The sequence below is a fragment of the Curtobacterium sp. 9128 genome, from assembly GCF_007673775.1.
Taxonomy (GTDB): domain Bacteria; phylum Actinomycetota; class Actinomycetes; order Actinomycetales; family Microbacteriaceae; genus Curtobacterium.
Genome location: NZ_VEAF01000007.1, coordinates 14,569 through 38,552, shown reverse-complemented (window position 1 = coordinate 38,552; position 23,984 = coordinate 14,569). Strand labels below are relative to the sequence as shown.

The following is a 23,984-nucleotide window of genomic DNA, read 5'->3' as shown; positions in this document are numbered from 1 at the left end:
CATGGCGGGTCTCACCGTGAGCGTCGTCTCGGCCGACCGCGAGGTCTGGTCGGGCGACACCACCATGGTCGTCGCGCGCACGACGGAGGGCCAGATCGGCATCCTGGCAGGACACGAGCCGATGCTCGCGATCCTCGCCCAGGGCCAGGTCCGCATCACGCGGGCCGACGGTTCGACCGTCGCGGTCGACGCTGAGGACGGGTTCCTCTCCGTCGAGCACGACACGGTCACGATCGTGGCGCGGCAGGCCGCGCTGGCCTCCTGACCGGACTGACCGTCCTCCTCCCGCCGTCGGAGACGAAGCGGGAGGGTGGGGACACGGGCAGCACCCTCAACCTGGGTGCGCTCACGTTCCCGGAACTGACCCGAGAGCGGGCCGCGGTGATCGCCGCGGCCCGCTCCGTCAGTTCCGAGGAGTCCACCGCCAGGACGGCACTCAGGCTCGGGCCGAGGTCGATCGCCGAGCGGTTCCGCAACCTCGTGCTCGACACGTCGCCGACCATGCCGGCGATCGAGCGCTACACCGGGGTGCTCTACGACCCGCTCGACGCGACGGCTGCGGGGGACCGGACGCGTGCCTGGTGGTCGCGGCACGTCGTCGTCCAGTCGGCGATGTTCGGACCGATCGGTGCCGGGGACCTCATCCCGGCCTACCGCCTGTCGCACGACGCGCGCCTCGGTCCGCTCCGGCTCGCGTCGCACTGGCCGACCGCGTCGGCGACGGCACTCGCGAACCGATCAGCCGGACTGGTGCTCGACCTCCGGTCCGAGGGCTACCGTGCGCTCGGCCCCGTGGCCGGGGCGGTCGCGCCCCGCGTCGTGAGCGTTGACGGTGCCGGGCGGCGGAAGGCACTCAACCACTGGAACAAGACCGCCAAGGGTCGGCTCGTGTCGCTCCTCGGTCGGACCGCGCCGACCGTGACGTCGATGGACGACCTCGCGGTCTGGGCCGCGGAGAACGGTGTCGTGCTCGAGGCCGTCGACGGGGGCTGGGACCTCGTCGCCGAGAGCCTGGTGCCGCTGCCGGACTGATCCGCCCACTCCTCCACAGGTGGGCGAGGTGGTCCTGTCGTCCACCGTCCGGCACTCCGAGCCGGTCTGGAGGCCGGGCCTCCGCTTCGATGGCCGCATGAACCCAGCCAGCGCACGATCCACCGCTTCCCCGTACGTCCGTCATCCGCGCGAGATCGCGGCGGCGGTCACCCTCCCGGTCGCCGCCGCCGCCGCCGTCGCGCCCGGCCCGGCGATGCCCCAGCAGGCCGGTCGGGCCGCCGTCGCCACCGCGTGTGCGGCCCTCGTCACCCGGATGGCCCTGATCCGGTTCATCGCCTCGGCTGCCGGGGCGGAGCCGGCCGAGATCGAGCCGTTCGACCCCTTCCACGACGCCACACCAACGGCGCTGCACGGCATCGGAGCGGCCCCCGACCGGCAGCGCCTCCGGGTCGCCGGTGCCCGGTGCGTGGACGTCTGGCACTGGTGGCGGCAGCATGGCTCCCTGCCCGACGACCGTGTCGGGGTCGCTGGAGCGGTCGCGCTCGGAGCCTGGTGTTCATGGGCACTCGGGTCGCTCGCCCAGGCGGAGGTCCGGGCGCAGTACGCCATCGACACCGTGGCGACCGACGCGTTGGCCGGGCTCGTGCAGCGGTCCTGTCGTGCCGGGCGCCAGCCGACGTGGTGGGGGTGACGGCGGGTGCACTGGATCGTCTACGGTTGTGGGGACCACGCGGCACGACGCAGGGAGGCTCCACGTGCAGGACGACACCGACGACGTCGAGGACACGGTCATCCGTCCTCGGTCGCGTCCGGTCGCGTCCGAGCGTGCGGAGGTCGCCCTCGACGACACCGTCGTCCGGGTTCCGAACCACGGTGGGGCTGCGATGCCAGGAGTGGCAGGGGCGTCGGCCCGTTCTGCTCCGGACGACGACACGATCGTGCGGGAGCTGCGGCCGGAGCGGCACGGCGGTGGGACAGCGGGTGCGTCGCCCCGTCGGTCCGACCTCGACGACGACACGGTGCTCAGGGCCTCGGACGCGCTGCCACCCGTCGTTGGGGGAGTCCTCCCCGCGGCGCCCCCGAGCCTGCCGCCCGTCCCGGAGACTCCGCGGACCCGCGTCCCGGCGATCCGCGTCGGCAGCCGCGTCATCCGTCTCGACCGGCCGGTCGTGATCGGGCGGCGCCCGGCGCTGCCGCGCGTGGTCCGCGGTGAGGTGCCGGAGCTCGTCACCGTCGCGTCCCCGCGCGGCCAGGTCTCGTCGACCCACGTGCTCGTCCACGCCGAGGGCGAAGCCGCGGTGGTCGAGGACCTCCGTTCGACCAACGGCACGGTCGTCCGTCCCGCCGGGTCGGCGCCGTACCGGATGTCCTCGGGTGGTTCGATCGTCGCGCTGACCGGTACGGTTGTCGAGATCGGGGACGGCGTGACGGTGGAGGTCCTCTCTCCACACCTCCGGCTCGTTCCCACGGTCGACGGCGACCCGCCGTCGCCGGACGACCTCCCGATCCGCACCACGACCGGCACGCCCCGAACCCCCAGAGAGCGATCCTGACACGTGACCGAACTCGGCCGAGCAGCCGCAGCCCACGCCATCGACGTCCCCGGAACGGACGGCGCCACCCTGACGCTCTCGTGGGGGGCCGCGACCGACGTCGGTCGGCGGCGTGACCACAACGAGGACAGCTACATCGTCGAGGCGCCGTTCTTCGTCGTCGCCGACGGCATGGGCGGCCACCTCGCCGGTGACCGTGCCAGCGACGCCGTCGTCCGTCGGCTCGGCGACTCCGTCGACGGGCCCTTCGGCACCCGGCAGTCGATCCAGCGGGCGCTGTTGCTCGCGACGGCCGACATCGAGCGCGCCGCTGGTGGCAACGCGATCGGCGCCGGGACGACCGTGACCGGGCTCGCCCTCGTGGCGTCCCACGGGCAGCCGGCAGCGCTGGTCTTCAACGTCGGAGACTCCCGCACCTACCGGATCGAGGACGGCGTCCTCCGCCGGATCACGGTGGACCACTCGGTCGTCCAGGAGATGGTCGACGCGGGTGTCCTGCGTGCCGAGGACGCCGAGGCCCACCCCGACAGCAACGTCATCACGCGCGCCGTCGGGTTCGGCGAGCCGCCGGAGCCGGACTGGTGGACGCTGCCGCTCCGGACCGGTGACCGGTACGTGATCTGCTCGGACGGCCTGACCAAGGAGATCGGTGACGCCGTCATCGGACGCATCGCCGCGAAGGTCACCGACCCGCAGGAGCTCGCCGAGCGGCTGGTGGGCGACGCCCTCGTCGCCGGCGGTCGGGACAACGTGACCGTCGTGGTCCTCCAGGTGGAGGACGCCCCGTCGGACGGCGACCTCGAGGACACCCTGCCGCGCCACTGAGCACCCCCGAACTGGGGCCCTGCGACCGGACCCGACCACTGGTGTACGGAATTTCGCAGAGGCCGATTCCGTAGACTGAGAGCCCGCGACGAGCAACGGGCCGTGACCGGCCGGGAGGAGATGACGACATGGCGCGACGGCTGCCGTCCACCCCTCCCGTCATCGGCGGGTTCAGCCCGGTCCACGTCCTCGGCTCCGGCGGGTTCGCCGACGTCTTCCTCTACGAGCAGGACATGCCACGGCGACAGGTCGCCGTGAAGGTGCTCCTGGACGAGGTCGTCGACGACCGTGTCCGGCAGATGTTCCAGTCCGAGGCGAACCTGATGGCCCGGCTCAGCACGCACCCGTCGATCCTCACGGTGTTCCAGGCCAGCGTGGCGTCGGACGGCCGGCCGTACCTCGTGATGGAGCTCTGCTCGTCGTCGCTCAGCCAGCGCTACCGGCGTGAACCGATCCCGGTGTCCGAGGTCCTGTCGATCGGGATCCGCATCGGATCCGCGCTCGAGACGGCGCACCGCGAAGGGGTCCTGCACCGGGACGTCAAGCCCTCGAACATCCTCCTCACCGCGTACGGCAACCCGGTGCTGTCCGACTTCGGCATCGCTGCGAGCATCGGGGAGTCCGACCCCGACGAGCCGATCGGCATGTCGATCCCGTGGTCCGCACCCGAGGTCCTCATCGACGAGTCCCGCGGCACCGTCCAGTCCGAGGTCTACTCGCTCGCGGCCACCGTGTTCTCGCTGCTCGCCGGTCGGAGTCCCTTCGAGGTCCCCGGCGGCAAGAACGGTGCCGCCGAGCTGATGGCGCGGATCGACAAGGGCGGCGTCAAGCCCTCCGGCCGGACCGACGTGCCGCCGTCGCTCGAACGTCTCCTGGCGCGGGCGATGTCCCGCAAGGTGCAGCTCCGGCCCGCGACCGTCATGGAGCTGGTCCGTGGCTTCCAGCAGGTCGAAGCCGAACTCGGGATCCCGCAGACCGCCGCCGACGTCGCGGTCGAGGCCTGGGCCGTCGCGACGCCGACGTCCGAAGGCGACCGCACGGTGGTCCGCGAGCTCCAGCCCCCGAGCCGTGTCGGTCGTCGCCGCCGGACCCGGCGCCCGGTGCAGGGCGGCGTCGCCGCGACGGGTTCCCGGAGCGTCGGCACCGTGCACCGGACGGGCTCGGTCACCCGAGCACGGCGGGGATCGCGCCGGACGCTCGCCCTCGTCTCCGCCCTCGCGGCGGTCGTCGTCGTCGCCCTGGCGGTGACGACGTTCGTCCTCGTCACCCGCGTCGGATCGGGCGCGATCCCCACGGTGTCCGACGTCCAGGCGTCCTCGTCCCGCGACTCCGTCACCTTCCGCTGGTCCGATCCGGGTCTCCGGAACGGTGACACGTACGTCATCACCTCGAACGGGGCCTCGAGCCAGCAGTCGGGGACCACGTTCGTCGTCTCCGGCAGCGACGGGGAAGAGGAGTGCGTCACCGTCGCGGTCAACCGCGACGGCAAGACCGGCGTCGCGAGCGCCGAGCGGTGCGCGACGATCGGCGGCGGCTCGTGATCCGCCGGCTCCTCGCTCGCAACCGGTCGGCGGCGGTCACCGTCGGCGTCTCCGTCCTCGTGGCCGCACTCGTCGCGGGTGCCGCGGTCGTCTCGAGCGGGTACCACACCCAGCGGGTCGCCCTCGGCGACGGCACCGTGTGGGTGCCGTCGACCCAGTACGGTGCCGTCGGCCGGGCGAACACCGCCGTGCTGCAGCTGAACACCGCCGTCGAGTCCGCCAGCGATGCCCTCTCGGTGCTGCAGCGGGGATCGATGGTCTACAGCGTCGACGAGACGAAGGGGACCGTCGCGAAGGTGGACGTCGCGCACGCCACCGTCGGCGACGCCGTCACGCTGCCCTCCGGGGCCCCGCAGGTGTTCTTCGCGGGCACGACCGCTGTGATCGGCAACCAGGAGACCGGCGAGGTCTGGTCCACGCCGGCGAAGGACCTCGCGGACTTCGACGCCTCGACCAAGGCCGACCTCACCCTGGGCGCCGACGCGGTGTTCGACGCCTCCGACGACCACGTCGCGGTCTACTCGCCGCGCACCGGTACCGCATCGCTCGTCGACGTCGGCACCACCCTGACGGTGGCGAAGCGCTGGCCGGTCCGGATGGACCGCCGGGACGACTTCCAGGTCGCGGCCTTCGGGTCGCACGTCGCGGTGCTCGACCAGAGCACCGGCGCGCTCTCCGTCGACGGCGACACGGTCGACCTCGGCGACCGGGTCGGCGACGCCCCGGCGCTGCAGCGCTCGTCCGACGACGGCGACGCGGTGGTCGTGGCCGGCGCGAGGGGACTGGTCCGCGTCACCCCGTCCGGGTCGGCGTCGTCCACGGCGCTGTCGGTCTCCGGGCGGGCTGCGCGCCCCTACGTCAGCGGCGACTGCACCTTCGGGGCCTGGAGCGGTGGTCAGGCGGTCGACACCTGCCGTGGGCGCGCACTGCAGCAGCTCGACAGCGTCCCCGGCGGTGCCGCGCTGCAGATCGTGCACAACGGCGACACCGTCGTGGCGAACGACCCGGCGACCGGACGGTCGTGGGCCATCGACCGCAGCGGCCAGTTGATCGACAACTGGACCGACCTCATCAAGCGCGACGACGACCAGCAGCGTGAGCAGGTCTCCGACGACGACCCGCAGGTCGACAAGGACCAGAAGCCGCCGGTGGCGGTCGACGACGACCTCGGCGCGCGTCCCGGACGCACCACGAGCCTCCCGGTCCTGCTCAACGACTACGACCCCAACGGCGACCCGATCGTCATCAGCGAGGTCGGCTCGGTCGACCAGGCCGCCGGTTCCGTGGCGATCGTCGACGCGGGCCAGCGGCTGCAGATCTCCCTGGCGGACACCGCCACGGGGACGGTGACGTTCCCGTACACCATCACCGACGGCAACGGCGGGTCCGCCACCGCGACCGTCCGCGTCGCCGTGCGACCCGAGTCCGAGAACGAGGCACCACGGCAGGTCCGCGACACCTCCGCCGACGTCGTGCAGGGCGGGCACGTCTCGACCGACGTGCTGGGGGACTGGGTCGACCCGGACGGCGACCCCGTCTACCTGAAGTCCGCGACGGCGTCCGACGGCGACGCGGTCTCCACGACGCCCGACGGCCTCCTCGACTTCCGCAACCAGAGCACACGGACCGGGGACCGCACGGTGCAGATCGTCGTGAGCGACGGCCGAGCAGACGGACGGGGATCGGTGACCGTGCACGTCGCCGCGCAGGGCAACGTGCCACTCCGGGCCGACGCGTTCCCGGTGCAGGGCTACGCCGGGAAGGCCTTCACCGTCTCCCCGCTGGAGCACGTCCGCGGTGGCAACGGCACCGTGACGCTGACGAGCGTGTCCTCCGCGAGCGGTGTCACGATCACACCGAGCTACGACGCCGGCACCTTCCGGGTCCAGGGCGACGCGGTCGGGGACCACCAGGTGGAGTACACCGTCACCGACGGCACGAAGACCGCGACGGGCATCGTCCGCCTGACGGTCCTCGCGCCGCCGGACGCCTCGACCGCGCCGATCACGACGCCGAAGACCGTCTTCGTGACCACGCTGTCGACGAAGGACACCGACGTCACCGCCACGGACATCGACCCCGCCGGCGGCGTCCTGCTCGTGACCGCCCTCGACGGTCCGGACCGGGGCTCGGGTGTCCAGGCGAGCGTCCTCGACCAGCACACCGTGCGGACGACCCTCACCGCCCCGCTCGACGGACCGGTGACCTTCACGTACACGGAGTCGAACGGGCTGGCCTCCGCCACGGGCACGATCACGGTCGTGGAGATCCCGAAGCCCGACCGCATCCAGCCCCCCGTCGCACAGGCGGACTCGGCCACGGTCCGCGTCGGGGACGTCGCGGACATCGACGTGCTGGCCAACGACACCCAGCCCGAGGGCGAGCCCCTCACCCTGCAGCCCGACCTCGTCCAGAACGTCCCCGGTGACGGCGGCCTGCTCTTCGCCTCCGGCGACCACCTGCGGTACCTCGCTCCGAAGACGCCGGGCAACTACACGGCGGTCTACCGCGTCTCCGGACCCGACGGACAGTCCGCCGACGCCACGGTGTCGATCTCGGTGCGGGAGAAGGACACCGCCACCAACAATCCGCCGGTGCCCCAGACGGTGACCGCACGGGTCGTCGCCGGGCAGGCGGTCCGCATCACGGTCCCGCTGAGCGGCATCGACCCGGACGGTGACTCGGTGCAGCTCGTCGGCGTGGCGTCGAACCCCGACAAGGGCTCCGTCAGCGACATCGGGGCGGATTCACTGACCTACGAGGCCGGCGATTACTCGGCCGGTACCGACGAGTTCACCTACACGGTCGTCGACGCGCTCGGTGCCCGGGCGACCGGCACCGTCCGGGTGGGGATCGCGCCGCGGGCCGAGCAGGCGTCGAACCCGGTCGCCGAGGCGGACCACGTGACGATCCGCCCCGGGGGGACGGTGACGGTCCGTGTGCTCCAGAACGACTCGGACCCGGAGGGCGGCGACCTCACCGTGTCGAAGGTCGAGCCCACCGCCACGGACGTGAAGGTGAAGGTCCTCCGGAAGCAGGAGATCCGTGTCACCCCGCCGAAGAACGCCGAGAGCGGTGACTTCGCGGTGCTGTACACCGCGTCGAACTCCAGCGGCGGTGCCAGCACGGCGTTCCTCACGGTCACGGTCGACAAGGACGCCCAGCCGCTCCGTCCCGAGGTGGACGACACCACCCTCGACCTGCAGGACATCCTGCACCGGCAGAGCGTCACGGTGGACGTCCTGAAGAACGTCTTCTTCGCCGAGGGGTCCACCGCCGACCTCACCGTCGGGGTCGTCGACGGCTACGGCGACACCGCGCGGACGACGAACGACGGACGGATCGTGGTTCGCCTGACCGACGACTCGCAGGTCATCCCGTTCTCGGTCGCGCGGAAGGACCACCCGGACATCGTCTCCTACGGGTTCATCAACGTCCCCGGGTTCGACGACGCCCTGCCGCAGGTCAACCGCACGGCCGGGGCGATCACCGTCAAGAGCGAGTCCACCGTGCGCATCCCACTGTCGAAGTACGTGGTGACCGCGAACGGGCAGACGGCCAGGATCACCGACCCGGGCACCGTCAAGGCGACGCACGCCAACGGCGACTCCCTCACCGTGGACGCCTCGACGCTGCAGTTCACCTCGGCGAAGCTCTACTACGGGAACGCCTCGATCTCGTTCGAGGTCACGGACGGGTCGAGCGCCAACGGGGGCAAGGGCCGCGTGGCGACCCTCGTGCTGCCGGTCAAGGTGACGCCGCGGTCGAACCAACCGCCGGCCTTCACCGGTTCGTCCATCGAGATGCAGCCGGGCGACTCGCGCACGCTCGACCTCTCGCGGCTCACCGACTACCCGTACCCGAAGGACCTCCCCGAGCTCGCGTACTCGATCGTGAGTCAGCCGGGCTCCGGCACGAAGGCCACGATCTCCGGCCAGAGCCTGACGATCTCGGTCGCCGACTCCGCCCAGAAGAACACGACCGCGTCGATCGGCATCGGCGTGGCTGACTCGACGAACGCCGGGCGGTCCGGACTGGTGAACGTCGGCATCGTGGCCTCCACCCGCCCGCTCGTGCAGCCGGGCGCCGACAGCGCGGTCGCCAAACGTGGCGAGTCGACGACGATCGACGTTCTGGCGAACGACCAGCCGACGAACCCGTTCCCGAACGAGCGGCTCCGCGTCGTCGACATCCGCGGGCTGTCCGGGGGACTGCCGTCCGGCGTGACGATCACCCCGAGTGCGGACCGGTCCCGCCTGCAGGTGTCCGTGTCCGACGCCGCCAGCCCCGTGAACACGAACCTGCAGTACCAGGTCGCCGACGCCACGAACGACCCGGACCGCTACGTCTGGGGGAACGTCACGATCTCGGTGCAGGACGTCCCGGACGCACCGGGCGCCCCGACACGCACCGGTTCGTACGAGGGCGGCCAGGTGACCCTGTCGTGGTCGGCTCCACAGGCGAACAACTCGGCGATCACCGGGTACCGCGTGACGGGTACCAACGGCGTGGCGAAGGACTGCGGCGCGTCGACCGTGTGCACGTTGACCGGTCTCGACCCGAGCGCGTCGTACCGCTTCTCCGTCGCGGCCTCGAACGCCGTCGGGACGTCGCAGCCCTCGCCGCAGTCGGCGCCGATGAGCGCGGACTTCGTGCCGGCTGCCCCCGGCGGCCTGCAGGCGGTGCCGGACTCGACGACGCCGAACCGTCTCGTCCTCTCCTGGAACGCCGTCCCACGACCGGGACAGGGCACTCCGGTCGACGAGTACGTCGTCACGATCGACGGTCCTGGCTCCACCAGCACCCGGAGCGTCGGGACCGCGACGACGACGTCCTTCGACGGTCTGACCAGCGGCGGGAAGTACACGTTCACGGTGTCCGCGCACAACGGAGCGGACCGCGACGGCAGTCCGGTGCAGTGGAACAGCGGGAGCACCTCGGCGACCGCGGTCGGCAACCCCGCTCCGCCGTCCGGCCTCAGCGCGACCGGCCAGTCCGACGGCGGCCGGACCCGGGTGACGATCGGGTTCAGTCCCTCCGACGGCGGCGGCACCGACATCCGCGAGTACTGGCTCTTCCGACTGACCAGTCCGTCCTTCTCCTGCTCGGCCGTGCAGCGGAGCGACGCGACGCAGGTCGGCGGCCCCGGGACGACGAGCTTCACCGACACCCCCGGTGGCGACCAGAACTACTACTACGCCGTGGTCGCGGTGAACTCCCTCGGGTTCTGCGCCTCGAGTGTGGCCGGTCCGGTCCAGACGTACGAGACCCCGTCCGGTCCGCGAGCGACCGTCGGACTGCCGAACAGCTCCGACGACAGCGGTCGGTACCCGGTCGTCGTGTCCGGCTTCGGCGTCGACTCCGGGCGTGCGACGCTCTACCGGGTGTCGCTCGCGAACGGCGACAGCACGACGACCGCGGGTGACCCGGTGACGCTCTACCCGAGCGGCTCCGACTACGGCAGGCAGCTCGCCGTCACGGTCTCCGCCTGTCGGCTGGACAACAACGGCGGGCAGTACTGCACCGACCCCGAGTCCGTCGGGTCGGCGACGCCGCTGAACACCCGCGCCGCTGCCGTTGCGCCGAAGGCCGGCGGGACCATCGCAGTCGACGCGCCGCAGAACGCGGGCAACCACGACGTCGACTACGACATCAAGATCTGCACGGGCGCCGTGACCGAAGGACTGCTCGGCTGCTCGGACCGCGGGTCGGACGGGGCGAAGTACGCAGCGGGGTCGACCATCCCGGCCAACGCGAAGACGATCACGGTCGTCGCGACGGTCGACCGGAAGGTCGACTCGAACCCGCAGGAGCAGCAGGTCGCCCCCGGCGCGCCCGTCTCGACCCCGCCGTCCACGGGCAACTGACCGACCGACAACCGACCGATCCCCATCGACACCCAGCGAGGAACCCCGTCACATGAGCATGACCCCCGAGCAGGCCACCTGGTTCGCCGACGTCGCCGGCCGCATCGTGACCAACGTCGAGCAGGTGCTCCTCGGGAAGACGTTCGTCATCCGACTGGCAGTCACCGCGATGCTCAGCGAGGGGCACCTCCTGTTGGAGGACGTCCCCGGCACGGGCAAGACCAGCATGGCGCGGGCGCTCGCGCAGAGCGTGCAGGGGTCGACCAACCGCATCCAGTTCACCCCCGACCTACTCCCCGGTGACATCACCGGCATCAGCGTCTACGACCAGCGTGCGCAGGAGTTCGAGTTCCACCGCGGTCCCGTGTTCGCGAACATCGTGCTCGCGGACGAGATCAACCGCGCGAGCCCGAAGACCCAGTCCGCCCTCCTCGAGGCGATGGAGGAGTCGGCCATCACCGTCGACGGGGTCAACCACCGCCTCGCCGCACCGTTCATGGTGATCGCGACGCAGAACCCGATCGAGCAGGCCGGCACGTACCGTCTGCCCGAGGCGCAGCTCGACCGCTTCCTCATGAAGACCTCGATCGGGTACCCGGACCACGCCGCGACGGTGAAGATCCTCGAGACGTCGTCGGCGCCGGCGTCGTCGGTCCCGCTCGCGAGCGTCGTCCCGGCCGCGACGATCACCGAGATGGCCGCGCTCGCCCGCACCGTGCACGTCGATGCCACGATCGCGGACTACGTCGCACGGCTCGTGGACGCGACCCGTTCGGCGAGCGAGGTGCGCCTCGGCGTGAGTGTCCGCGGTGCGATGGGTCTGATGCGGTCGGCTCGCGTGTTCGCGGCGCTGAGCGGCCGCCACTACGTCACCCCGGACGACGTGAAGGCCCTCGCGGAGCCGGTGCTCGCGCACCGCCTGGTGCTCGACGCCGAGGCCGAGTTCGACGGGGTCAGCGCCTCGAGCGTCGTCTCCCAGCTCCTCGTCGAGACGCCGCCGCCCGCGGACCGGGTCGCGTCGTGACCGACCGCCGGCCCGTCGCCACGCGCTCGCGTCGCCCCTCGTCGACGCGGTCGCGTCGCGGCGCGGCGTACGAGCGCACCGGGACGGTCGCCGGCCTGACCAACGTCCGCACCCAGCTGGTCGGTGACCGCGAGGGCGTCGCCGCCGACGCGGTGGTCGGCATCGTGCGGCTGTGGCGGACGGCCGGGAGGCTCGTGGCACGCGGCTGGGCCGAGGTCGCCTCCGTCGTCACCGGCCTGGGCTGGACGGTCGCCGCCGTCACGCTGGTCGCCTTCGTCGTGGGCTACGGCTTCGGTCTCCGCGAGGTCGTCGTCGTCGGTTTCGCCGGTGCCCTGCTCGTCGTCGTCGCGGCGTTCGCACTGATCGGCGGCTCGCGGCTGCGCATCCGGATGACTCCTCCGGCCCGACGGGTCGCGGTCGGCGACGCCGCCGGGGTCACGGTCACGGCGGAGAACCCGGCGCGGCTGCCCTCGGTGCCGACGACGGTGGAGGTGCCGGTCGGAGCCGGACTCGTCGACATCGCGATCCCGTCGATCGGTCCTCGCGGGACGTTCACCCGTGAGGTCCCGGTGCCGACCCTCCGTCGAGGCGTCCTCGACGTCGGCCCGGTGACCGGCGTCCGGGCGGACCCCGTCGGCCTGGTGCGTCGCGAGATCGTCTGGACGACGCGCGAGCAGGTCATCGTGCACCCGCGGACCGTGGCGATCCCCTCGACGAGCACCGGGCTGGTGCGGGACCTCGAGGGGCAGGCGACGACGGACCTGTCGCCGGCCGACATCTCCTTCCACGCGATCCGCGAGTACATGCCCGGTGACGACCCCAGGAACGTCCACTGGAAGTCCACGGCGAAGACCGGCGCGCTCATGGTGCGACAGTTCGAGGACACCCGGCGGTCGCACCTGGTGGTCGCGCTCGGACTCTCCCGCGCCGAGTTCGCCGACGAGGACGAGTTCGAGCTCGCCGTGAGCGCCGCGGCCTCGCTCGGGAGCCGCGCGATCCGTGACGGCCGCGAGGTGACCGTCGTCGTCTCGGAGCGCACCCCGGAGTTCGCGAAGCGCCCCGTGTACGCGGTGCACCGGCTGCCGACGGTCACGCCCACCCGGCTGCTCGACGACTTCGCCACGGTCGGCCTCGCCGACGCGTGCCTGCCGGTCGCCGAGGTCGCGCGCATCGTGGGGACCGACACGGCCGGCATCTCCGTGGCCTTCCTGGTGGTCGGCTCGGCCGTCGAGTTGCCCGCACTCCGTCTCGCCGCCACGCGGTTCCCGATCGGCGTCGAGGTCGTCGCCGTGATCTGCGAGCCCGAGTCCGTCCCGCGCTTCGTGCGGGTCGCCGGCCTGACCGTGATGACGATCGGCTACCTCGACGACCTCCGGCACGCCCTGCACCGATCGGCCGCGGCATGAGCGCCCCGGTCGCACCCTCGGCGCCCGCCCGACGCGACACACGACGCCGCGCACGCCGGACCCCCGCGGTCCGGCTCGTGGGTGGGTCCCTCGTGGTGTGGTTGCTCCTCGCGGTCGCCTGCACGGCGTGGTGGCCGGTGTACCGCGACGACGGCATGGTCGTCGCCGCCGTCACCGCCGTGGTCGTCGGCAGCATCGTCGCGCTCCTCGGCGCCGCCCTCCGCCTGCCGGCCGCGGTCGTCGCGGTGGCGACGATCGTCGGGTTCGCCCTCACGGGTGTGCCGGCAGCGGTCCCGGGGGAGGCGAACGGCGTCCTCCCGACCGGCCAGGGCCTGCTCGACCTCTTCTCCGGTGTCGCCCTCGGCTGGAAGCGGCTCGTGACGATCAGCCTGCCGGTCGGGACGTACGAGGCACTGCTCGTGCCGTTCTTCGTGACGCTCCTCGTCGCCACGGTGACGGCCGTGAGCACGGCGACCCGAGCCTCCCGGCAGGAACTGGCGAGCATCCCGGCACTGGTCCTGTTCGCCGCCGGTGTCGTGTTCGGCCCCACCCGGCTCGACACGGCCGTCTGGACCGCCGTGCTGCTCACCGGCATCGCCCTCGTGTGGGCGGTGACCGTGCGACACGCGCGGCGCGCGGTCGCGGTCGCGGACACGATCGGCGCCCGTGTGACGGTGGGGCGGTCGGTGGTCCGTCCGGCGCTGGTCGGGACCGGGACCATCTTGGCGGCTGCGGTCGTGGCGACCGGGCTCGGTCTCGTCGCGCCACCGTCGACGGCGCGCACCGTGGCGAGGACCGACGTCGTCAAGCCGTTCGACCCGCGCGACTACGTCAGTCCGCTCAGTGGTTTCCGGGCGTACGAGGAGTCGGACGCGGCCGACGCGCCGCAGCTCCGGGTCACCGGGCTCCCGGCGGACGGGTTCGTCCGCATCGCGACGCTCGACACGTACGACGGTGTCGCCTACCGTGTCGGCGGGACGGACGGGGCGTCCTCGTCCGGGACCTTCCAGCGCGTCCCGACCTCCGTCGACGTCCGGGGCGTCCGCGGCTCGACCGTGCAGGTCGGTGTGACGGTCGAGGGCTACTCCGGGGTCTGGCTGCCGACCGTCGGCGACCTCGAACGCGTCGACTTCCGCGGTGCCGCCGCGGAGCGCGAGCGCGGTGCGTTCTTCTACAACGCCGCCACCGGGACCGGCGCCGTCCTCGGCGGGGTCCGGAACGGGACGACGTACGACCTGACCGCCGTGGTGCCGGCAGAGCCGACGGAGGAGCAGCTCGCATCGGCCCGGCCCGGGAACGCTCGCGTCCCCGCGCCGCGCGACGTCCCCGACGCCGTCCGCGACACCGTCCAGGCGACGACGTCGGATCAGCAGACCGACGGTGCCAAGCTCACCGCGATCCTGCGGGCCCTGCGTCAGGAGGGCTACGTCAGCCACGGCGTCGGCGACGACCGGGTCAGTCGCTCCGGGCACGGGGCCGACCGCATCCAGGAACTGCTCACGGCGCCGCTCATGCTCGGCGACCAGGAACAGTACGCGGTGGCGGCGGCCCTGATGGCCGACCAGATCGGCTTCCCGACGCGGGTCGTCCTCGGGTTCGCCCCCGGCGGGGACTCCGGGGCGACGGCGTCGACTGCATCGGCTTCGGGCACGACGACGTTCCGTGGTTCGGACGTGACGGCGCGCATCGAGGTGGACACCGCCCAGTGGGGGTGGGTCACGCTGAACCCCAACCCGGTCGTGCGGCAGATCCCGGAGGAGCAGGAGCAGACCCCCAAGCCGGTCACGCGCCCGGAGACCGTGGTGCCGCCGCCCCCGGTCGCCCAGCAGGACCAGGACCAGCAGACACCGCCGCAGAGCGACCGCGACACCCCCGACCAGCCGCCGCTGTGGCTGCAGATCCTGCTCGCCGCACTGCCGTGGATCATCGGCACCCTCGCCTGCATCGCACTCGTGCTGCTCCCGTTCGCGGTGATCGTCGTGGCCAAGCGGGTCCGACGGCGTCGGCGTCGCCGTGCCTCGACGGCGAGGGGCCGCATCGTCGGTGCCTGGGACGAGTACCGCGACGCCCTGCTCGACCGTGGGCACGACGTGTCAGCGGCGTCGACCCGTCGCGAGGTCGCCGCGCACGCCCCGGGTGACGGGGCCACCGGCATCGCCGCCCTCGCCGACCGTGCCGTCTTCGGGCCGAGCGAGGCCGACGACCGGACGGCGGACCGCATGTGGGAGGCGACCGAGACAGCGCTCGGGACGCTCCGCACCGGTCGCACCCGCCGACAACGGATCCGCACCGCCGTGTCGACACGCTCGCTCCGAGCCGGCGTGCGGCGGACCTCCAGACCCGGGTCGACGGCAGCAGCGGTGCGCTTCGCCGGCACCGCCGGTCGTCACGGCGGCGTGGGCCGCCGAGGACGCGGAGCCGCCGGTGACTACGATGTCCGGAGGCCCGACGAGCGACACGGCGGGCCGGACGAGGACAGAGGCAACCTGTGATCAGATGCGAACACTGCGGATCGGTGCTCCCGGACGGAGCGATCTTCTGCGGTGAGTGCGGACGCGCGGTGAACGTGGCCTCCGGCCGCCGGACCGCCGCGCCGGAGCCCGTCGACCGGGCGACGCCGCCGCCGCTCCACCAGCCCGACCCGCACGGACGACGCCCGGACCCGGCCGCAGAGGCCTGGCTGCCCGAATCGACGCTCGACCCCGCGACGAGGGCGTGGCTCACCGGAGCCGACCGCCGACGTGCACCGGAACCGACCGCTCCGGTGCCGGTGCAGACACCCGACGCGTACGCCCCGCGCACCGCGCCCACCCACGTGCACGGGGCCGGCAGCGGCCTCGGAGCCTGGACGGGTGACGAACGCGGTGCGGTCCGGCCGGGGGAGCCGCCCCGTGCGGTGCCGCCCGAGCCGACGCTCGACCCGGATGCGTTCCCGGACGGGACGACGTCGACGGAGGACGACCCCGAGGTGACCCGGCTCGCTCCGCGGTCGCAGACCCCGGACGAGCCCGCCGTCCCCGACGCGCCGTCACCACGGTGGGGTCCGTCGTCGGCGACCGCCGGTCCGGCCACGTCCGGGACGCCGTTCTGGGCGCCGCAGCAGGAGCCGGCGCCGGCCCCGAGCGCGCCGTCCTGGTGGGTGGGTCGTGCCGTCGACGACCAGTCCGCTGCCGCTGCTCCGGTCGTCGAGCCGGCCGAGACGTCGTCGTCGACCGAGGCCTCGTCGCCTGGGACGTCGTCGACCGCCGACGCGCCGTCGACCTCGTCGGCTGCCTCCCCGTCGACGGCCGCCTCGTCGTCGACGGATGCCTTGTCGTCGACGGATGCCTCGTCGTCGACAGCTGCCTCGTCGTCGACGGCTGCCGAGGGCGCGCCGACGCACGGGAGCGGGCCGGCTCCCGAGCACACGGCGATCGACGACGCCGCCTCCGAGGCGCGGTCGACCCCGCCTCGACCGCAGCTCGACGACGTCGCCAGACCCGGTGACACCGCGGTGGTGGAGCCCCTGGTCGACCGCCGTTCGGTCCGTCCGACCCCGCTCGTCCAACCCGGGGTCCAGCCCACGACCTGTCACGTCTGCGGGCACCAGCTCGAGCCGGACGACATCTTCTGCGGCGAATGCGGCGCGGTCCGCCCCGCCGTGACCGCTGCCTTCACCGGGCCGGTCATGCCGCTGCCCATCGCCCGTCCGGACTGGGCAGCGACCGACGCGTCCCCGGCGCCGGACGACGAGCTCCCCGCCACGTCGGAGGACGACGACGACTACGCGCATGCTCCCTCCGGCGGAGCGGACGCACCCGTCGTCGACGGGCCACTGAGCCAGGACGCCCTCGGGGGTCCTGCGCCGGACGAGAGCGACGACCTCGACACGATGCACGTCGCCGTCGTCCCGTCCGGGACGGACGCGCCCTCCTCGGCTCCGCTGCCGGAGGACGACCTCGACGTCGCGGTCCCGACCGCGGCACCGTTGCCGCCGATCCCCGTTGCGGACGAGGTCCGGCCCCCCGCTCCCGCCGAGGTCGTCCCGTCGAGCGCGGACGCCGACGAGGCCGCTCAGCTGGACGAGGACGTCGACGAGACCCGCATCGTGACGAAGACGCCGACGTCGGTCTCGTTCGTGTTGCACTTCAGCACGGGCGAGCGTGTGGGGGTGCACGGGACGGGGCTCCTCGGCCGCTTCCCGCGCCCCGAGCCGGGGGAGCGCTTCGACGAGCTGCTGACGATCACCGACCCGGGCAAGTCGGTGTCGAAGACGCACCTGGAGTTCGGGCGCGAGGGGCAGGACCTCTGGGTCTCGGACCGCTTCTCCGGGAACGGCTCGGTCATCCGACACATCGACGGGTCCGTCCGACGGTGTGAGCCCGGTCGGCGGTACCGCGTCGAACGCGGTGCGCGGGTCGACATCGGCGAGCAGTTCTTCCTCGTGCAGTAGCGCTCCTGCACAGACGCCGCGGGCGCCGGGACCGTCCACAGGTCCCGGCGCCCGCGGGCGTGCTGCGTGCCGGCGATGCTGGAGTGGGGACCATGACAGCGTGGACCGTCCGGTGGGGCATCGTCGCGGTCGCGGTGCTCGTGTTCGGCGCCGCGGCCACCTCGAGCGCGCCCCTGTGGCGGCTGGTCGGGATCTGCGCCGCTGTCGCGCTGGGCGCGGTCGGCATGCTCGTCCGTCCCGACGGCGGCGGTGGCACGGACGACGTCCGACGCCTCGGGCTCGAGGTCCGGGAACCGCAGGGTTCCGACAGCCTCGACCGCACCGGCGCCGGGCCCGACGTACCGGGGCCGCGCGACGGGGTCGACGTACCGGGGCCGCGCGACGGGGTCGACGTACCGGGGCCGCGCGACGGTCAGGGCGGACCCGGGGCGGATGCAGGGGCGTTGCGGGTCGGTCAGACACTCGACGGGCTGTCGGTGACCGTCGACCGGGGCGACGGCGTCCTCGTGGTGGGTCGGGGTGCGCTGGCGACCGGGGTCTTCGCCGGGGTCGCCGCCGCTCTCGGGACGAGCGGTGACGGGCGCGTGGACACCGGCGGGGGCGCACCGCACGAGCTCCGCCTCGCCGCCGCGGACGACGTCGAGCTGCCGCGCGGACTCCGGGCCGCCGGAACGAACGGGAACGACGACGGAGCCGATCCCGGCGGCGATCGCACTGTCGATCCCGACGGGGATCCGCCACGACGACCTGCGCCGCGTGCGGGTCCGGCCCGGATCGAGGCCGGCGGCGTCGCGGTCGCGGTGCTCGTGGACGGCCGGGGCGATCGCGTGGGGTCCGTCGTCCTCGTGCCCGACCTACGCTGGAGCCCCCGTGCCCGGTGTCCGACGATCACGGTCACGCGGTACGGCTGTCGTTTCCACCGAGACCCGGACCGGGGCAACGACCGAGACCCGGGCTGGTGGGAGAGCGTCGAACTCGTCCCGGCGCTGCCCGCTCTCGACCCGCCCGATCTCGACCCGCCCCAGCTCGATCAGGCCACGCTCGGCCACGCCCCGCTCGACCGGGCCACGCTCGGCCACGCCACGCGGGTGGGCATGTCTGCGTCATCCGGCGGGTCCGCCCGCCGCGCCGGACCCGGCGGAACCGGAGCACGGTCGACACGGCGACCGACGACCGGTCGGTCAGGATCGGCGCGACCGTGACCGAGCCGAGCGCGCCGGGCACGCCGGACGCGGTGGCACCGCGGCGGAGTCGGTCAGCGCAGTCCGGCACCGACGCGGATCGACCCGACGGGCACGCCCCCGCCGAGCACCCGCTCACCCGTGGCCTCGAGCACGTCGGCCACCCCGTCCGCGGACACGATGCCGTTGCGTTCGAGGAGCGTCAGCGCCGCGAGGGTCCCGGCGCGCAGCGCCCCGTCCAGCACCTTCACGACGACCGCCGCGCCGCCGGGGACCGCCATCACCATGACGCCCTCGGCACCGAGCTTCGCGACCAGGCCGAGCCGCTCGATCGTCACGGTGTTCGCGCGCCCGACACCGTCGATCGCCCACGGGTTCGCCAGGATCGCATCGGTGAGCGCGGCGGTGTCCGCGTCGTCCCGCTGCACCACGCCGGCGATGCCCCTGGCCATGCCGGTGAACGTCAACGGGAACACCGGTGCACCGCACCCGTCGATGCCGACCACGTCGACGACCTCACCAGTGGCCTCCTCGACGGTCGACCGGACGGCACGCTGCATCGGGTGGTCGATGTCCAGGTACGTCGCGGCGTCCCACCCGTTGACCCGGCAGGCCGCGAGCATCCCGGCGTGCTTGCCGGAGCAGTTCATCGCGAGCCGTCGTGGTGCGGTCATCGTGCGCGCGGTCGCCCGGTCGTAGGGCATGTCCGGCGGGCAGCCGAGATCGGCCTCGACGTGGTCGAACGCCGCGAGCATGTGCTCTGCGAGTGCCTGGTGCGACGGCGTGCCGGCGTGGCTCGCGGTCGTCATCACGAGCTCGGCGTCGGAGAACACCGCACCGGCGCGGCGCACCGCCAGTGCCTGGAACGGCTTCATGGTGGAGCGCGGGTAGATGCTCGCATCGACGTCGCCGACCGCATCGACGACCGCTCCGGACGCGTCGACCACGACCCCGGCGCCGAGGTGCCGGCTCTCGTCGAAACCGGACCGGTCGAGCACCGCCAGTTCGACGGACCCCGCCGCGGTGAGAGGATGGCGATCGGTGCGGACTCCGGTGGTTGCCGTCATACCGAGATCGTACCGAGCGGTCCGGCACCGCACGTCCGACAGGAGGCACGGCATGCACGACCACACCTACGAGGTCCGGGTCCGCTGGACGGGCGACCGCGGGACCGGCACGAGCGGGTACCGCGCGTACGGCCGTGACCACGTCGTCACCGCTGCTGGGAAGCACGATGTCCACGGTTCCGCCGACCCGACGTTCCGCGGCGACCACGACCGCTGGAACCCGGAGGAGATGCTCACGGCGGCCCTCGCGCAGTGTCACATGCTGAGCTACCTGCACGTGGCGGTGACGCAGGGGTTCACGGTGCTGGCCTACGAGGACCGCGCGACCGCCTCACTGAACCTCAACCGCGACGGCTCGGGGGAGGTGACCGAGGTCACGCTGCACCCGGTCGTGACGATCGCCGAGGCCGACCGCGTCGACGACGCCGAGGCAGCCCACACCACGGCGAACGCCCTCTGCTTCATCGCCCGCTCCGTCGCCTTCCCGGTGCACCACGAGCCGACGACCGTCATCGGCGAGCCGACGACGGTCACCGGCGAGCGGAGCGCCCCCGCCACCGGACTCGGAGCAGACTCATCGGCGAGTGCGGCAGGATAGGTGCCCGTGAAGCGTCTCCGCCTGCTCCCGATCGCCCTCGTCCCCGCCGTCGTCCTCGGACTCGCCGCCTGCGCCGGTTCCGGCGCGGGTGATCCGTCGGCGTCCGCGTCAGCGTCGTCCACCGCATCGGCGATCACCAGCTGCCCGAAGCCCGGCAAGGCCTCGGCGGCGATCGACGTCTCGGGCGACTTCGGCGGGAAGACCGCGCCGACGGTGCAGTTCGACAAGGGGCTGAAGGCATCGCCGCCCCAGGCGACCGTCGTCACGAAGGGCTCCGGTGCGGCGCTGAAGAAGGGCGACTACGCGCAGGTCGCCTACAGCGTGTACAAGGCCTCGTCGGCGAAGAAGCTCGGCACGGTCGGCTTCGACCAGGGCAACGCGCAGGTGCTGTCGGTCGGCGGCAGCGGCTTCGGCGCGCTCCTCGCCTGCTCGCACGTGGGCGACCGGGTCGCCGCCGTCGGGGCCTCCTCGGCCCTCGGCTTCAACACCGGTGGCGACATCGTCGTCGTCGCCGACCTCCTCGCGCAGACTCCGGTGAAGTCCGAGGGCACGCCGCAGTCGCAGAACCCGGACCTGCCGACGGTCAAGGACAAGGCGAACGGCGAGCCGGAGATCACGATCCCGGACAAGCCGGCACCGACGACGACCACCGCCGAGGTCATCAAGCAGGGCGACGGTGACACCATCGCCGAGGGCGACACCGCGCTCGTGCAGTACAAGGGTGTCCTCTACGACGGCGGCAAGGAGTTCGACTCCTCGTGGTCGAAGGGCCAGCCGACGACCTTCACCATCGCCGAGGGGTCGCTCATCAAGGGGTTCGTGACCGGACTCGTCGGCCAGAAGGTCGGCTCGCAGGTGATGATCGTCGTCACCCCGGGAGACGGCTACGGCGCGACCCCGCCGGAGGGCTCGAACATCCCCGCGAACGCGACCCTGGTGTTCGTCGTCGACGTCCTCGCGAAGGGCTGACCGACGTGTCGGCGTCGGCGGGCGGACGTCGCCGCATCATCGTCCTCGGCAGCACCGGTTCGATCGGCACCCAGGCGCTCGACGTCGTCGCGCGGAACCCCGACCGGTTCGAGGTCGTCGGCCTCACCGCGGGGACGAACGCCGACGTCGTCGCCGCCCAGGCCGCCGCGTTCGACGTGCGGGACACCGCGCTCGGGGCGGCCGACGCGGAACGGCTCGTGCGCGCGGTCGAGGCCGACGTCGTCCTCAACGGGATCACCGGCTCCGTCGGCCTCGGGCCCACCCTCGCGGCGCTCGAGACGTCGGCGACGCTGGCCCTCGCGAACAAGGAGAGCCTGATCGTCGGCGGCCCCCTCGTGCAGGCCGCCGCGGCACCCGGGCAGATCGTCCCCGTCGACAGCGAGCACTCCGCCATCGCACAGGCACTCCGGGCAGGAGCGGACTCCGAGGTCCGCCGCCTCGTCCTCACCGCCAGCGGCGGCCCGTTCCGCGGTCGGTCCCGTGCGAGCCTGCGGGACGTGACGCCGCGCGAGGCGCTGGCCCACCCCACGTGGGACATGGGCCTCGTCGTCACGACGAACTCGGCCACCCTGGTCAACAAGGGACTCGAGGTCATCGAGGCGCACCTGCTCTTCGGCGTCCCCTACGACCGCATCGACGTCACGGTGCACGCGCAGTCGATCGTGCACTCGATGGTCGAGTTCACCGACGGCTCGACCATCGCACAGGCCTCGCCGCCGGACATGCGGCTGCCGATCGCGCTCGGGTTGGCGTGGCCGGACCGTGTCCCCGGCGTCGGCGTCCCGCTCGACTGGACGACGGCCAGCACCTGGACGTTCGAGCCGCTCGACGAGGACGCCTTCGGTGCCGTCGCCCTGGCCAAGCGTGTCGGCACGCTCGGAGGGACGTACCCGGCGGTCTTCAACGCGGCGAACGAGCAGGCCGTCGCCGCCTTCCACGCCGGCGCGATCGGGTTCCTCGACATCGTGGACACGGTCGAGCGCGTCGTCGACGCCCACGAACCGGGGGAGCCGTCCCTGGACGGCGTCCTCGCCGCGGAGCGGTGGGCACGCGACGCCGCGGACCGCGCCCTGTCGCGCTGAGTCCGGACAGGAGGCCCAGGTCGGCTGGCAGGGCACGCTCGGCTGGTTCTTCGGATCCGTCCCGTACGCTCGTCCGGTGACCGTCGGAACCGTCCTGCTCTTCGTCCTCGGCGTCGTCGTCTTCATCGTCGGCCTGCTGGTCTCGATCGGGCTCCACGAGCTCGGTCACCTCGCGTTCGCGAAGCTGTTCGGTGTGAAGGTGACGCAGTACTCGCTCGGCTTCGGCAAGGCGATCTGGTCCTTCCGCCGCGGGGAGACCGAGTACGGCATCCGACCGATCCTGCTCGGCGGGTACATCTCGATGGTCGGCATGCTGAAGCCGCGCGCTTCCAAGCGGGCGATCACGAACACCGGGATGTACAGCGCGTTCGTCCAGGACGCCCGCCACGCCAGTGCCGAGCAGATCGCCGAGTCCGGCGGCGACGACTCCCGGGCGTTCTACCGCCTGACGCCCTGGAAGCGCATCATCGTCATGGTCGCCGGCCCCGCGATGAACCTGGTCATCGGCATCGTGCTCTTCGGGGTGCTGCTCGTCGGGTTCGGCGCCCCGACGACGACGTTCACCTCGAGTGTCGACTGCGTGCTCCCCACGACGGCCACGACGACCTGTGCTCCCGGTGACGCCGTCTCCCCGGCGAAGGAGGCCGGTCTCCGCTCCGGTGACGTCGTCGTGGCCGTCGGCGGGAAGCAGGACCCCACGATCACCGAGGTCTCCGACACCTTCCAGCGGTCGGCGGGCAAGTCGGTGACCGTCGTGGTGGAGCGGGACGGCGCGAGGAAGACGCTCGAGGTCACGCCGGCCCTGGCCACCCGCGACGTGTACGACGCCCAGGGCAAGGTCGTGGAGCGCGCCGACGGCACGCCGAAGACCCAGCAGGTCGGCGTCGTCGGCGTGTCGATCGGCCAGACCCTGGTGCGCCAGTCCCCGGCGGCCGTGCTCCCGGCGACGGGCGCGCAGATCGCGGCGTCGGCGCACCTGATCATCGACCTGCCGCAGCGCCTCGTCGCCGTGTGGAACGCGGCGTTCGGCACCCAGCAGCGGTCCGCGGACAGCCCCGTCTCGGTGGTGGGCGTCGGACGGGCGATCGGGACGGTCTCGTCGATGAGCGGTGTGCCGGTGGTCGACAAGGCCTACACGATCCTCGGGCTGCTCGCCTCGCTCAACATCGGGCTGTTCGTGCTGAACATGGTCCCGCTGCTGCCGCTCGACGGCGGACACATCGCCGGTGCGCTGTGGGAGGCGATCAAGCGTCGTGCGTTCCGGCTCGTCGGGAAGGCCGATCCCGGTCCGATCGACCTCGCGAAGACGATGCCGCTGACGATGGTCGTCGTGGTGCTCCTCGCCGGCATGAGCGCGCTGCTGATCTACGCCGACATCGTCCGCCCGGTCAACCTGTTCGGGTAGCCGCCCCGGCACTACGCTCG

17 protein-coding genes are annotated in these 23,984 nt (G+C 72.7%); 16 read left to right on the top strand and 1 reads right to left on the bottom strand.

The annotated features are described in order from the left end of the window. Position 1: 1 nt before the first annotated feature. The 12 genes from FS641_RS15145 (at position 2) to FS641_RS15090 (ending at position 18,843) form a co-directional block, all read left to right on the top strand. Positions 2-265 (top strand): F0F1 ATP synthase subunit epsilon, encoded by a 264-nt coding sequence (locus FS641_RS15145; RefSeq protein WP_110902146.1) that lies wholly within the window; start codon positions 2-4, stop codon positions 263-265. Then, a complete protein-coding gene (locus tag FS641_RS15140) occupies positions 262-1,032 on the top strand; it encodes a peroxide stress protein YaaA (protein WP_313957806.1) in 771 nt (256 codons plus the stop codon). The genes FS641_RS15145 and FS641_RS15140 overlap by 4 nt, the downstream gene beginning before the upstream one ends. 97 nt (positions 1,033-1,129) lie before the next feature. Next, positions 1,130-1,684 carry a hypothetical protein gene (locus FS641_RS15135; RefSeq protein ID WP_144765301.1) on the top strand — a complete coding sequence of 185 codons (555 nt, stop codon included), beginning with the start codon at positions 1,130-1,132 and terminating at the stop codon, positions 1,682-1,684. 64 nt (positions 1,685-1,748) lie between these two features. Beyond that, the gene (locus tag FS641_RS15130) at positions 1,749-2,546 is read left to right on the top strand and encodes an FHA domain-containing protein (protein WP_144765299.1); all 798 of its coding nucleotides are present in this window, start codon (positions 1,749-1,751) and stop codon (positions 2,544-2,546) included. Between the two features lie 3 nt (positions 2,547-2,549). Next, the gene (locus FS641_RS15125; RefSeq protein ID WP_260855860.1) at positions 2,550-3,371 is read left to right on the top strand and encodes a PP2C family serine/threonine-protein phosphatase; all 822 of its coding nucleotides are present in this window, start codon (positions 2,550-2,552) and stop codon (positions 3,369-3,371) included. Positions 3,372-3,499: 128 nt separating this feature from the next. After that, positions 3,500-4,912 carry a serine/threonine-protein kinase gene (locus FS641_RS15120; protein WP_144765297.1) on the top strand — a complete coding sequence of 471 codons (1,413 nt, stop codon included), beginning with the start codon at positions 3,500-3,502 and terminating at the stop codon, positions 4,910-4,912. Beyond that, on the top strand, positions 4,909-10,779 hold the full coding sequence (locus FS641_RS15115) for an Ig-like domain-containing protein (protein ID WP_144765295.1): 5,871 nt from the start codon (positions 4,909-4,911) through the stop codon (positions 10,777-10,779). Before FS641_RS15120 ends, FS641_RS15115 begins: the two co-directional genes overlap by 4 nt. A gap of 52 nt (positions 10,780-10,831) precedes the next feature. Beyond that, positions 10,832-11,803 (top strand): MoxR family ATPase, encoded by a 972-nt coding sequence (locus tag FS641_RS15110; protein WP_144765293.1) that lies wholly within the window; start codon positions 10,832-10,834, stop codon positions 11,801-11,803. Beyond that, positions 11,800-13,209: a DUF58 domain-containing protein gene (locus FS641_RS15105; protein ID WP_144765291.1), complete on the top strand. Its 1,410-nt coding sequence runs from the start codon at positions 11,800-11,802 to the stop codon at positions 13,207-13,209. The genes FS641_RS15110 and FS641_RS15105 overlap by 4 nt, the downstream gene beginning before the upstream one ends. Further along, positions 13,206-15,701, top strand: coding sequence for a transglutaminase domain-containing protein (locus FS641_RS15100; RefSeq protein WP_144765289.1), 2,496 nt, complete (start codon positions 13,206-13,208; stop codon positions 15,699-15,701). The genes FS641_RS15105 and FS641_RS15100 overlap by 4 nt, the downstream gene beginning before the upstream one ends. A 23-nt stretch (positions 15,702-15,724) precedes the next feature. Next, entirely contained in the window at positions 15,725-17,641 is a 1,917-nt protein-coding gene (locus FS641_RS15095; protein WP_144765287.1) for a hypothetical protein, read from the top strand. Positions 17,642-17,733: 92 nt separating this feature from the next. Then, a complete protein-coding gene (locus FS641_RS15090) occupies positions 17,734-18,843 on the top strand; it encodes a hypothetical protein (RefSeq protein ID WP_144765285.1) in 1,110 nt (369 codons plus the stop codon). A gap of 53 nt (positions 18,844-18,896) precedes the next feature. Here the strand turns inward: FS641_RS15090 and FS641_RS15085 are convergent, their stop codons facing one another. After that, a complete protein-coding gene (locus FS641_RS15085) occupies positions 18,897-19,889 on the bottom strand; it encodes an asparaginase (RefSeq protein ID WP_144765283.1) in 993 nt (330 codons plus the stop codon). A gap of 52 nt (positions 19,890-19,941) precedes the next feature. On the opposite strand from FS641_RS15085, the gene FS641_RS15080 reads away from it, so the two are divergent. From FS641_RS15080 to FS641_RS15065, 4 genes are all read left to right on the top strand, one after another. Beyond that, positions 19,942-20,487 (top strand): OsmC family protein, encoded by a 546-nt coding sequence (locus tag FS641_RS15080; RefSeq protein ID WP_144765281.1) that lies wholly within the window; start codon positions 19,942-19,944, stop codon positions 20,485-20,487. 6 nt (positions 20,488-20,493) lie between these two features. Further along, a complete protein-coding gene (locus FS641_RS15075) occupies positions 20,494-21,456 on the top strand; it encodes an FKBP-type peptidyl-prolyl cis-trans isomerase (protein ID WP_186317790.1) in 963 nt (320 codons plus the stop codon). Positions 21,457-21,461: 5 nt separating this feature from the next. Further along, positions 21,462-22,559, top strand: a complete 1,098-nt coding sequence (gene dxr, locus FS641_RS15070; protein ID WP_144765277.1) for a 1-deoxy-D-xylulose-5-phosphate reductoisomerase — start codon at positions 21,462-21,464, stop codon at positions 22,557-22,559. A 76-nt stretch (positions 22,560-22,635) separates the two neighbouring features. Then, on the top strand, positions 22,636-23,964 hold the full coding sequence (locus FS641_RS15065) for an RIP metalloprotease (protein WP_144765275.1): 1,329 nt from the start codon (positions 22,636-22,638) through the stop codon (positions 23,962-23,964). Positions 23,965-23,984: the final 20 nt, after the last annotated feature.